Annotated in this window: 10 protein-coding genes; 4 read left to right on the top strand and 6 right to left on the bottom strand. The window is 40.7% G+C overall.

The window, feature by feature from the left end; genetic code table 11:
• Window positions 1–231: 231 nt before the first annotated feature.
• Complete coding sequence (locus tag ABJF57_RS08175) at window positions 232–726, top strand: hypothetical protein (RefSeq protein ID WP_462234136.1); 495 nt, start codon at window positions 232–234, stop codon at window positions 724–726.
• Here the strand turns inward: ABJF57_RS08175 and ABJF57_RS08180 are convergent.
• Genes ABJF57_RS08180 through rsmA form a run of 3 tightly spaced genes read right to left on the bottom strand, consistent with a single transcriptional unit; the run spans window position 718 to window position 3,777 of the window.
• On the bottom strand, window positions 718–1,656 hold the full coding sequence (locus tag ABJF57_RS08180; RefSeq protein WP_462234138.1) for an NAD(P)-dependent oxidoreductase: 939 nt from the start codon (window positions 1,654–1,656) through the stop codon (window positions 718–720). The genes ABJF57_RS08175 and ABJF57_RS08180 overlap by 9 nt on opposite strands.
• Complete coding sequence (mgtE, locus tag ABJF57_RS08185; RefSeq protein WP_462234140.1) at window positions 1,653–3,017, bottom strand: magnesium transporter; 1,365 nt, start codon at window positions 3,015–3,017, stop codon at window positions 1,653–1,655. Before mgtE ends, ABJF57_RS08180 begins: the two co-directional genes overlap by 4 nt.
• Before the next feature lies 1 nt (window position 3,018).
• The gene (gene rsmA, locus ABJF57_RS08190; protein ID WP_462234142.1) at window positions 3,019–3,777 is read right to left on the bottom strand and encodes a 16S rRNA (adenine(1518)-N(6)/adenine(1519)-N(6))-dimethyltransferase RsmA; all 759 of its coding nucleotides are present in this window, start codon (window positions 3,775–3,777) and stop codon (window positions 3,019–3,021) included.
• 136 nt (window positions 3,778–3,913) lie between these two features.
• On the opposite strand from rsmA, the gene pdxA reads away from it, so the two are divergent.
• The gene (gene pdxA / locus ABJF57_RS08195; RefSeq protein WP_462234144.1) at window positions 3,914–4,948 is read left to right on the top strand and encodes a 4-hydroxythreonine-4-phosphate dehydrogenase PdxA; all 1,035 of its coding nucleotides are present in this window, start codon (window positions 3,914–3,916) and stop codon (window positions 4,946–4,948) included.
• 13 nt (window positions 4,949–4,961) lie between these two features.
• Here pdxA and ABJF57_RS08200 read toward each other — a convergent pair whose 3' ends face one another.
• Window positions 4,962–5,912, bottom strand: coding sequence for a hypothetical protein (locus ABJF57_RS08200; protein ID WP_462234145.1), 951 nt, complete (start codon window positions 5,910–5,912; stop codon window positions 4,962–4,964).
• Between the two features lie 271 nt (window positions 5,913–6,183).
• On the opposite strand from ABJF57_RS08200, the gene ABJF57_RS08205 reads away from it, so the two are divergent.
• Window positions 6,184–7,383 (top strand): aspartyl protease family protein, encoded by a 1,200-nt coding sequence (locus ABJF57_RS08205; RefSeq protein WP_462234147.1) that lies wholly within the window; start codon window positions 6,184–6,186, stop codon window positions 7,381–7,383.
• 6 nt (window positions 7,384–7,389) lie between these two features.
• On the opposite strand, the gene ABJF57_RS08210 is transcribed toward ABJF57_RS08205, so the two are convergent.
• Complete coding sequence (locus tag ABJF57_RS08210) at window positions 7,390–9,417, bottom strand: winged helix-turn-helix domain-containing protein (protein ID WP_462234149.1); 2,028 nt, start codon at window positions 9,415–9,417, stop codon at window positions 7,390–7,392.
• Between the two features lie 209 nt (window positions 9,418–9,626).
• Here ABJF57_RS08210 and ABJF57_RS08215 point away from each other — a divergent pair, with 209 nt between their 5' ends.
• The gene (locus tag ABJF57_RS08215) at window positions 9,627–11,798 is read left to right on the top strand and encodes a prolyl oligopeptidase family serine peptidase (RefSeq protein WP_462234150.1); all 2,172 of its coding nucleotides are present in this window, start codon (window positions 9,627–9,629) and stop codon (window positions 11,796–11,798) included.
• A gap of 64 nt (window positions 11,799–11,862) precedes the next feature.
• Here ABJF57_RS08215 and ABJF57_RS08220 read toward each other — a convergent pair whose 3' ends face one another.
• Window positions 11,863–12,792: an aspartyl protease family protein gene (locus ABJF57_RS08220; protein WP_462234152.1), complete on the bottom strand. Its 930-nt coding sequence runs from the start codon at window positions 12,790–12,792 to the stop codon at window positions 11,863–11,865.
• Window positions 12,793–12,927 lie beyond the last annotated feature (135 nt).

Raw genomic sequence — 12,927 nt, forward strand, 5'->3', positions numbered from 1 at the left:
ATAACGGCCTCACAGTGAAGCCGTTTTCTTTGGATTGTTAATACAATGCAAATATAGGTAGAATATGGATTGATTTACAATATTTCATTTGACACGATTTTTGAACTCCGTGAAAATATTCCATAGAAATAAATGGCTCACTCAACGAGAATATCGGTCATCGAACGATTTTTCAAGTTTTGCAAGAATCAATAACAGAACTTGCACCAAAATTTAAAAGCTATCGCAATTATGAACCTCGCATTTACCGCAAAAATTTCCGAAATGAATCCCTCCATGATTCAGTCGAGCAGTTCTTTTGATCAAGGGGAAATGGAATTTCAAGTTTTAGCAGAAATAGAGGGTAGCATTTTTCTTGTTGAACCGAAACTAAAGATAGCCAAGATTGATTGGTCAGGCGTGGTGAGCAAAGACACTGCCCTTAAATTGCTAAGTATGGGAGCTGATTCAGTTGAACATCATAATTACAAACGACTGATCTTAAATCGCGCCAATCTCATTGAATTCGAAACTGAAGCGAGAATAGGGATAAAAAAATTCTTGAAAATGAGAGCAAAAAGAATAGCGCACCTGGTCAAAAAGATGGCAATCATAACTCCAACTTCGGTAAAGGGCAGTATTTTCAGTAATTTGATTACCTCTGCCATTAGCATCATTATACCGAATCTGCAGTTTCAGAAATTCAAACTTGAGCAGGATGCTTTAAACTGGCTCATTCTAAAGTAGTTTTGCAATTTTCTCGCCGAGCACCTCACTTATTCTTTGATAAGATTCATAACTCCAACCACCTACGTGAGGTGTGAGAACTACATTCTCATAGGAAGAGAGCTTTTCAAGCTGTCGTTTTTCTTCAGTTGAGTAGGTACCTAACTTTTCATTTTCCAACACGTCAAGCCCTGCTGCATATAAGCTCCCATCATCTAATAGCTTGATCAGGCTCTGGGTATCCAACACCCCTCCTCTAGCCGTATTAATAAGTACTTTAAGCTGTTTGAATCTTCTCAAATACGCTTCATTGAATAGCCCCTTCGTATAGTCATCCAATGGAATATGGATACTCAGTATTTCAGCTCTCTCAAATAAATCCTTTAAATCCACCATTTGTATGCTTTCATTGGCCACATCATCTTTGAACTTATCATAGCCAATGACCTCACATCCGAAGGCTTTCAGTTTTGAAGCGAATGACAATCCCATGTGACCTACTCCATATATGCCAACTACTTTTCCTTTGAGTTCTATGCCCCGGTTACCGTCTCTATCCCATATTCCATTCAATATCTGCTTGTGTCCAGATGGAATTTTATGAAGAAGAGTTAATAGCATCCCAATAGCGTGCTCTCCGAGAGAATCCCGGTTTCCTTCTGGAGCATTGATCGCTGCAATACCTTTTGAGTTCAGATACGATTGATCTACTTTATCCATGCCTGCTCCGGCTCGGGCTACAAATTTTAAGTTTACGGCCAAATCAATCATTTCCGTATCTACCTTAGTCTTGCTTCGGATGATTAATCCGTCAAATTCATGAATGATGTTGAGAATACCTCTCCTATCTATCTCGGGTGAATAGATAGGTTCATACCCTGCTTCAGTCAGAAGTGGAAGAATACATTCGTGCACGTCATCGGCGATGAGTATGCGCTTATTTGTCATCATAAATTGTATAAAAGGTGTGCTGTCGAGAAATAGACAGCTAAACCGAGCAAATCGTTCGTTGTGGTAATAAATGGTCCGGAAGCCAAAGCCGGATTGACACCAAACCGATTCAAAAGAAGAGGTGTAATGGTACCCATAAAAGATGCTAGTAATACAACAGCAAAGAGGGCTATCGCTACCGTAGCTGCAAGTGGCTGTTCTTGCATGAATAGAATTACCGCTCCAAAGACCATCAGTGAAAGAATGGCTCCATTCACGATGGCCACAAAGAATACCTTTAATAATCGCCTCCACATGGAATCGGCAAAGACATTTGGGTTAGCCAAACTTTGCACCACTATGGAAGATGACTGGATCCCTACATTGCCACCTGATGCTGTAATCAGTGGGATGAAGAAAGCTAAAGCTGGCACTATGATTATTTCCTGCCGAAAGAATCCCATAAACTGGGCTCCCACAAGTCCTCCCGCCATACCTATGATTAACCATGGCAACCGGGCGCGCGATATTTTCCAAACGGTATCGTCCTCTTCTACATCGGAGCTTACTCCCGTCATCAGTTGGCGTTCTTCTTCAGCATTTTCACGAATCACGTCAATAACATCGTCAATGGTGATTCTACCTACCAACCTTCCTCTGGCATTTACTACTGGCACTGCTTCCAGATCATATTTCTGCATGATACTGGCCACTTCCTCCTCGCTTGTAGATGTTTCTACAGAGATGATTTGGTCATCATAAATATCCGCAACCTTAGCTCCTGATTTACCTAATATCAGGTTTTTCACACCTACTTTGCCAATTAAGTTTTCCTTGTCATCTATCACATACACTGAATAGATTTTCTCTACATTCTCAGCTTGAAGTCTGATCTCTTCAATGCACTGAGATATACTCCAATTTAAATTGGCCTTGATCAATTCCTTCGCCATCAATCCTCCAGCAACATCCTCATCATATTCCAAAAGCTCCATTAGGTTGGACGCTTTTTCTTCATCGGAGATTTGTCGGATTACTTCGTTTCGATCCATCACCTCCATCTCATAGAGAATGTCGGTGCCATCATCGGAATCCATGAGCTCAACGAATGAAGCTAGATCATTGGCAGAAAATTTCTTTATGAAATCCTCACGTACATCCTCTTCCAGATCTTCGAGAATGCTGGCACCTACTTCGGGAGTTAGAAGATCGAAAACATACTTGCATTCTTCAGAATCAAACTCATCTAAGAGTGCTGAAATATCCGCTGGGTTAACACCATCTAAACTTGATTTGATAAAGGAAGTATCTTTCTCGTCCAGCGCTTGCTGAAACCGATCTTTGAATTCAACGGATAACTCAAAAGTCATTACTGGTTCCATGTCAGGAGATTTTTTCAGTAAGCGAGATAAATTCTTGAACAGACAACTGTTCTGCTCGTTGGTTCAGCACCTCCATGGCAACAACAGTGTCAGACAAATTTAGGTCTTTTAGTGCGTTGCGCAAGGTCTTGCGCCGTTTGCCAAAACCCGCTTTTACCACTCTTTTGAAAAGTTTCTCATCGCAGGACAATTGTTTCACACTATTCCTTTTCAACCGAATAACCGCTGACTGTACTTTCGGTGGAGGGTTAAATACACCCGGTGAAACACTGAAGAGGTATTCGATATCGTAGAATGCCTGAAGTAACACACTGAGGATGCCATACGTCTTGTTTCCATGTGGAGCACATATCCTTTCTGCCACCTCCTTCTGAATCATACAAACAACTTCATCTACTTTGCTGCGGTCGTCCCATATTTTGAAAAACAATTGTGATGAAATATTGTATGGGAAATTTCCGATGACATTGAATTGATCAAAGGGCACGTCATACTTTAAATAGTCTTGCAGTTGGAATTGATCACTATGCTTAGTGTAATTGTCTTTCAGAAAGTCTATGGATTCTGTATCGACATCTAATGCATAAAACTCAGCTCCCTCTTTTTGAAGGAGGTATTTGGTCAAAACTCCCGTGCCGGGCCCTATCTCAAAAACCGGAAGGTTGCATTCATTTTTCAGTGCCTCCACTATTTTCAGTGCAATATTTTGGTCTTTTAAAAAATGCTGACCTAAATGTTTTTTTGGTTTTACGCTTGCCAACTTATTCTCCGTTTATATATTGTATTTGTCTGACGCTGATTTCGGAGGAAATTTAATTTTGGAGAACCGTAGACGCTCCATTAAACAACTCCCAAATTTTTCGAGTTAACTTCAATTTTATAAATGTACTGTGCAAATGAGTGAATCGTCACACAAAAAAAATAAACCTGTAATAGGAATCACAATTGGAGATGTGAATGGAATTGGGCCGGAGGTGATCATAAAATCTCTTGAGGATAGTCGCATTCTTAAGCAATTCACTCCGGTGATCTATGGTTCGGGTAAAGTAATCTCTTATTACAGGAAAAATTTAGAAAAAGACAGCTTCAATTATCAGCAAATTTCAAGCATAGAAAAAATCGTACATCGCAAGGTGAATGTGCTTAATATATGGGATGAAGCTATTGAGATCAATCCGGGTCAGGCTAACGCAACAGGAGGTAAATATGCGGTACTTTCATTACAGCGGGCAGTAGCTGATTTGAAAGAAGGTAAAATTGATGCGATCACCACAGCCCCATTGAGCAAAGAACTGGTTCAATCCGATGACTTTCAATTTCCCGGACACACGGAATACCTAACGCAAGAGGCAGGAGAAAAAGAGAGTCTCATGTTTCTCGTTCACGAAGGATTGAGAGTGGGAGTGGTTACCGGGCACATTCCACTGAAAGACGTGAGTAGTAAAGTGACCAAGGAAAGGATTGTGACCAAGCTTCAAAAAATGCTCAAATCACTTCAAAAAGATTTCGGCATCAAAAAGCCACGCGTAGCAGTACTTGGCTTAAATCCGCATGCTGGAGAAAATGGGCTATTGGGTGAGGAGGAGGAGCAAGTGATCCTACCCGCAATCAATGAAGTAAAAAGTGGTCATCACATTGTCGCCGGTCCTTTTCCATCGGATGGCTTTTTCGGTATGGGTACCCATAAACAATACGATGGCGTACTCGCAATGTATCATGATCAAGGCCTGATTCCCTTCAAGACCTTAGCCTTTGAAGAAGGTATCAATTACACTGCTGGGTTACCGTTTGTGAGAACTTCCCCCGATCATGGGACGGCTTTTTCCATTGCTGGCAAAAATGAAGCCGACGAGACATCATTTCGCAATGCGCTTTACCTAGCCAATGACATCATCCGTCAGAGAAACGAAAATCAATTTGAGAGTGATTAGCATCTGAGGATGTCTATTCCTTTTGCCATGGGATACGAATATTATTTTCCTTCTCGATTTGCTTCCATTCTTCCACCATTTCTTCTATTCGTAATTGAGCATTGACACGAAGGAATTGCCAGCTACTTAAGGTCCACTTTTGTTTTACAAACCGTCCTTTTTTTTCTTCGAACCCAACGATTTCTTTTCCCAAAAAATAGGGAGCCTCCGGGCTTATATAAAATACGGTTCTATTCCCTTCGTCATTGAATTTGACACTCTTTGCCCCCGCCAATGTTGACTTACTGATTGCCTCTACTTCAATTGCCCCATGGGTGATGCCATTAACATCTTTGAATTGTGTATCACCCAAAACTTTAAAGGTGCAATAGAACTGGCTATTGGTATATGAGTTGAAACCTGGGAGAACAAATTGATTGCCTTGTTTTAGATCCATTGCAGCCAAGACATATGGCCAAATGATCGCATTGAACGACCTGTATTTTACTTCTTTTGATGGATTTTGATGGAATTTCCTTGCAGCAGGATATACGGTTTTTATTTCTTCGAGGTGTAACTCTACATCTGCATTAACTTCTATGCTATTTACCTCATTTTCAAATGCATGGCTTTCAATAATGTGACCCCATGGAAGTCCTTTTGGGGTTAACCTGAATACTACATCTAAATAATCCTTAGAGACAAAATTGATATCCAGGCCCGTCCCGTACTTAGTTACGGCTACCCATTCAATTAAATACATTTCCTTCTCAAATTGCTTTGCAAAATCAAAAGTTAAGTAGGTATACGACTCCAGGTACTCGTCCTCACCTTGATAGGAAATTTCTTTAAGTTCAATGCGGTGTGGTTTTATTTGATGGGTTTTAAGGTCTAGGTCACCAGGCTTATAAAAAGGGATATCTCCATTTTGGGCATTTGTTTTTATTAAAGGGGAGAGTGCAATAATCATCCAAATTATTCTCATGCTTATTCTCAAATAATACTTTATTTTCATCATTCCTGATTTTCCTCTATGCAATTAAAACTATCCGAATTTGACAGCCTTATTTATCAAAAAACCTTATGATTTTATAAGGTTTCCTTTTTAGCTAAAACAAAGTTCTGAATCATCGTAAGATTTGATACAACAATTCATTTCTAAATAATTAGTCCTAACCCATTGTAAAAAAACATTCTATTGTATTGGGCTTCTAACCGTTTAATTGAAAGTAGAATAAAAACAGTAAAACCAATAAATGCTCTCCATCTCTCAAACAATACGTGTGGTAATTCTCGCAGTAATGCTTTTCCCACAATGCCATGAAAAACAAAAGCTAAGCGAGCCACTATGTCTCCCATTCAGGCTCATCAATGACATCATTTATGTCCGAATAGGAATCAACGAAATCGATAGCCTAAACTTCATATTTGATACTGGTGCAGGCAGCACCTTGATCGGTTTGAGAACTGGAGATCTACTGGGTTTAACCAATGGCAAAAAGTCTACTAATATAGGTGCCGCTGGAAGTCATCCAGTACAAATATTTCATGGTAACTCAATAGCTATTGGTCAAGAAACAATCGATAACATCTCTCTGATTAAAAATGAAACCGAACTTTCAAGTGCTTTGCTTGGGGAGAGGTTAGATGGAATCGTCGGATATGATATACTATCTAGATTCGTCGTGACTATTGACTATGATAGAAGCCTAATTGAATTGCATGATTTCGGCAAGTACTCTGCTGACAGTTCATGGCATGAAATCAAATTCAAAAAAATATCTAATATCCCATCTATTTCACTGGCATTTACAATCGATGATAAAGAATACCTTGGGAAATTTCTTGTAGATAGTGGTGCAGATGCAAACATGATTCTAGGACCTTCTTTTGTAAAGGACAATGGAATTATGGAGGAAATTCATAATTCTTACTCTTTTAATAGCCGGATAGGTACTTCCAATGCCAAAACAGAGGTAGTAATAACCCGAATCTCAAATATGAAGATGGGAAAAGTAGATTTCAGACAAGTTCCGCTTGCTCTTATTTTATCGAACAGCGGCGTTTTTTCACTTCTCAATTTTGACGGTATTCTCGGCAATTCAATTTTAAAGAGATTCAATATCACATTTGACTACCGTAAAAACAGAATGTTTATTAACCCCAATAAATCCATTGATGAAGGATTTAGTGTAGACTGCTTGGGGATTCTTTTCAAGAAGGATAAGTCGGACGGTAAGTTGATTGTTCAAAATACAATTAAGGGATCTTCAGCAGAAAAAGCTGGACTCATAAGAGGTGATACGATTACCTCAATCAACAACATGGATATCAAAGATTTAAGTTCTCATGAACTGAGAATATTGTTTCGCGATGATGGAAGCGACATCACTTTCGAATACCTTAGAAGTGGTCAACCGTATGTGGTTAAAATGAAACTAAAAGCCTTGATTTAAATGAAATCAATAATTTCTGATAGCAATTAAATCACCGCTGTAGTTATTGACCTTTCCCAGATAAAAAATTCCTGAGTCTTCCAAGATAGCGAAAGAAGGATCGCTGGTTGGTACATTTATTTTTAGTTTTCTCAAAGTAGTCTCCTCGCCCTTCTCAGCGTCATAATAAATGATGGCGTTGATTGATCGATTGTAATAATATATACCTCTCGCTCCCACCTTCCAATTACCCCAGTCCGTAGCGGCAAGATTCGCTATAATTCGCTCTTCCGTCCCGTCCATTTTCACCTCCCAAATTCCATTTTGATGAAGCTTGCTTATGTATGTGCGACCAAACCCTGCCTCTTGCAAATAATATCCGCCAGAGCTCTGAATCTTTCTTAACCTATTATTTTTTAACGATTGTGCCCAAATATTCCAATCCTGATCTGTGTTTGATGCACAGTAAACAAAGCTTCCATCACTGGACCATGTAGGGTTTATATAATCCCCTTGTCCATCTGTAATCTGTTTCAGATTATTTCCATCTGCATCCATTACGTAGATTTGATGACTTCCTGTTGCATTGGATTCGAAAGCTACCTGCTTCCCATCTGGAGACCACTTTGGCTTACCACTAAATCCATTCGCTAAGGAAGTGAGCTGTTCGACTTGTCCGTCCTCAAAGGCATACTTCCATATCTCATATGTGCTACTTCGATTTGAGCAAAACACAACATATTTACCGTCACTGGAAATGTCAGGATGCAACTCCCATTGCGTTGAGGTCAACTCATTTGATCCGACTGAATCATGCAACAAATGCATTTGAATCAAGTCCGTATCTTGTATCCATTTCTCACCTATCAACAGATTGTTTTTTACGGTCGGATTCTGAATGCTCTCACCATATGGAATTTTTATGATGTTCTTTAGCGATGCGAGGCTCTCACCATCTCCTACCCTCAGTTTCCAGAGATTATTTGCGCCATCTATGTCTGATGAGAGCAACAGTGTCTGATTGTCTTCCCAATCAAATCCCAGGATATTCCGGTTTATACGCGTCAGTCGATAAATGGTAGAACTGGATAGATCCAATCTATATAAATCCTGATCACCCTCTGAGACCGTGCGCACAAAGGCTAGGGATTTTCCGTCGGGACTATATCTAGGCTCAGAATCACCCCAGGACTCTGGAGCTGTTTCTACGATGAGCGAGGACTGTTGATTTGCCAAGGTATATTTAAAAAGTGAGTGCCTGGCACTGACAGAATCATAGGCTACATACGATATTTCATTTCCGCTGGGTGACCATGACATTCCTACGTATTGGGTTTTAATCTCTATTACTTCTTTTACTTCTCCACTCTTCACGGAGATAATATGCAGTCCTTTTTTAAGATCCCGATTGCCATAAGCAGCTACGAATTTGCCGTCGGGTGACCACACAGGCTTTAAAAAGAACCCATTCGAACCCGTCAGGTTGATCACTGAATCACTTAAGGTTGATCTCAGAAAAATATCCGCAAAATCATTGTTTGACTGCCCGATGTAAGCAACCCACTCCCCGTTTTCGGACAATGCCGGATGGTATTCCCACCCTTTCTCTGTGGTTAGGGGTACACTAGAAACAGCAGGTGATGGGTCGGACTGCAAAAAGCCGAATACAATGGCTAACCCCAAAACCATGCTTCCTGCAATTGCGCCTTTCAGGAATCTCACTTTTTGAAAACCCCTTATTGAAGTAGAAACAGGTGCCACAAGTCGATAGCCTGACTTAGAAATGGTTGCAATGAACTTAGGATCTGTAGGCTTATCTTCCAGCACTCTCCTCAACTCCGAAATAGCTCTGGTTAGAACCATCTCTACAACTACCGTCTCTGCCCAAACTGTTTCGAATAAATACTGCTTGGAAACAACCTCCCCCTTCGCCTCAACCAAACACATGAGCACATGCATGATTTTAGGCTCCATTTTATGGCTCTTGCCCCTGAGGGTGATTGTGTTAATTTCTGGATCAACACGGACGTCATGTATGTAAAAAAAGTTTTTCATTTATTGATCCTGCTACTTGGCAAGGCTAACGCAGAAGTGCTATTGAAGTTAATCCATAAAGAAAACCTAACAAAAACCTAAGCTTTTATGAAAGCGCAAAAAGCACTTATAATATCTGAAGGTTTTCCTTCCATTCCCCTAAGGTAATTCTAGTCTTTGACGAGTTCATTTGAATGAAAAATTTGTGAATCAAAAAAATGAAATCAAAAATGAAACTCAAGAAAATGACTACAAGCAAAGTATTGATATGCTTTCTGATGGTAAATGCCATGAGCTGTTACTCTCAGAAAAAAGAGCAACTGGATTATCCAATCACTGAAAAGCAAGTGCAAACCAAAAATTATCATGGAACAAACGTTTTGGAGGAATACGCATGGCTGGCGGATGCAACCACCGATCAGACCAAAGCATGGGTTACTGTCCAGGATGATTTGATGAAAAGCTACGTTCGTTCCATGCCCAATTACACGAAGTTGAAAGAGACTGTACAGAAATACATGTCTATAAGTGAGCGTTCTGAACTTCCCACTATGGCCGGCGGGAAAATGTTTTATCTAAAGGATAATGCCGAAGGTAAGTGGGATTTTTACATACAGTCCGAAGGTGAAGAAAAAGGAGTGTTTGGTTCTACGCCTCCCTTCAATCCCCGCGCATTTTATTTCTTCATTCCAAGCCCCGATGCAAAGTATGTGGCTATGGCTGTTGCCACTGGAAATTTTGATTGGAAAATCCTAGATGTCTCCACCGGAAAATTAATGAAAGGGATGTTGCAAGGAACAGACATGGGTGACACCCGGCTAGTGTGGAACATCGACAGCAAGTCGTTCTATTATATAGGAAATACAGTCACCAGCGAAGATGGTACCAGATCAGGTTTTGTTGTAAAGCAACACTTTATTGATGGTTCAGGAAATACCGATGAAACTATTTTCACTCCAGGCAATGATGGATCTAAGCTCGAGCTTTCCGTTTGCAAAGGCGGCGATTACCTGGTGATTGCCGAGCGAGAAGGCGCCTCCACTCCCGCTAAAGTTCACTACGTAAATACGAAGACCAATCAAAGCACGACCCTGATAGAAGAGGCTACTGCTTCATTCATTTTTTTGGGGAATGACGGGAAGACATTCTATTTCCAGACAGATCATGAAGCACCTAAAGGCAAAGTCATTGCCATCAACATCGATCGTCCAGCGAAAGCAAGTTGGAAAGAAGTGATTGCAGAGCAGCAAAAACCCATCATTGGATACCAGTCTGCAGGAGGTACTTTTCTACCGCTCATGGCTGACGATAAATTCATCATTCCTTATCAGGAAAACTTGAAACAATACCTAGGTGTGTACAACCTCAATGGAAAAGCAGTGCGCGAGATCGAATTGCCAAGCGGTGGTCTTTACTTTAACACAAATGGACACAATGCGTTGAGTGGATCCAGGTCTTCTAGCAAAGTACTCACGCGATTTATCGGTATCACAGAACCAAATACCATCCTGGAAATCGATGTGAACTCGGGCGACATTAAACCATTCAGTAGAGCACAAACTAACTTTGATGCTAGCCAATACATGAGCGAGATTGTTTTTAGCACAAGTAAAGATGGAACCAAAATACCCATCTCGCTTACTTACAAAAAAGGGTTAATAAAGAATGGAAAAACGCCGTTGATGATGCAGGTATACGGTGCAATCGCCTTCACAAATTATCCATACTTTCAAGGCGACTATATCACCTGGCTTGAAATGGGTGGTATACATGCCGTGGCACACATCAGAGGCGGAGGAGCATTGGGATCCGGATGGCACCAAGCAGGCATCGCTAGAAACAAGCAAAATGGCATAGATGATTACATTTCAGCGATCGAGTATGTGACAGAGAAAAAGTATTCGTCTTCTGACCTAATTGTCGTCAATGGTGTAAGCGCAGGAACCATCCCTGTGGGTGGTGTACTCACGCAGCGTCCAGAACTTGTAGGTGGGGCGGTTCTTCATTACGGAATGTTGGATATGGTTTCTTATTCTGAGAGGTTTTTCGAAGACCCTAATCATGATTTCATGATACCGGAAATTGGTTCAGCTGCGGTGAAGGAAGATTTTGATGCGATAATTGAGTATTCGCCCTATCAAAAAATCGACCCCAACGTGTGTTACCCTCCTGTTTTGGCCTTGACGAGTGAAATGGATACCCCCATGGACACTGAGAGTTACCGCTTCATTGCAGCTATGCAGAACTTAAGCAGGCAATGCAAAAGTGAATATCTGCTGCAAATGGCATGGGGATCATCACATTCTACATTTGGCTCGCAAACACACTCCCCCGTAACCACCTTCGCAGATGAAATTGCTTTTTTGATTAAGTCAATGAATCTTGATTTTAAAATCGACTAGTGGAGCGTTTTTAGTTTTTGTACATGGTTTTTCGAAAATGGGTGCTCAAATTGGGCATCCTTTTTTATTCTTCTGGAACCACGTATACCCTGCGATTGACATAGTCCAACGTCAGCATGTATTCTTTAAGAAATGCATTGCCGATTGATGCTCTCAACCCCTGCCCATGTGAGGCTACAATAACCGAATCCTGCTCCAGGCTCCCCAAAGACAGTTTATCTATTCTGTGTAAAACAATGCTAAACTGTCCTCTTGTACCTTCAGCCTTCGCCTCCATTCCTGACATATCTACCTTAGGCAGCGAAAGCCTGGCTGCTTGACCATGCGATAAAATCATTCCGATATTGCAACCGGTGTCAATCAATGCATTCAAAGGTTGTCCATTAACCTTTAAATTGGGAATTTCTGGAATTTTACCCCCTGCCAGCTTCAAAGGAAATGCTACACTTTCCTCCCTGTTCTTATTCAACCAGAAGTCCTTTGGCCATTCGGTATAAAACCTCATTTCTTGCTTCTTATAGTCAATGGTTGTGACTCTGTTCTTTAGAAAACTATACCCTAACATCCCGTGCAGCTCTTTACCCTCCCCCTGGAAATGCTGCATCTCCACTGCAATAGCTTCCAAATCATCTATTTTTAGACTACCAACTTTAGCATTTTTAATACGTGTCGGATAATATGAGAGGTTTCCGGTACCAGCCCCCAGCACGTTACCGCCTCTGCTTTTGATATCGAGTCCCAAACGTTTGGCCAGGGTTAAAGAAATTTGGGATGGGTATAATCCCGTGTCTACCATGAAATTGAATGGCCCTTCTCCGTCTATATAGACATCCGTCAGAATTACATGATTCTCAAAAGAGAATGTTGCCATTGCTACATCCGCTTGCAGAATTCCTCCATCGAGCGACCTTAACCGATAGGATGCGTTCAAAACACCCACGCCTAGAAACACCATCACGAGGATGATCCATAGATTGATTTTAACCTTTTTCATGCGCCAAAAAAAATGGATCAAATCCTATCCGAAAGTCAAAAAAACTTAGGTTTTTGTAAAGCTTTCAATAAGTAAAAGTTTAGTTCATTTCTTTTGTCATCGTAAATTCGAAACATTCTTATCTCACCAGCTAAA

Source organism: Ekhidna sp. (assembly GCF_039940915.1).
Taxonomy (GTDB): Bacteria; Bacteroidota; Bacteroidia; order Cytophagales; family Cyclobacteriaceae; genus Ekhidna.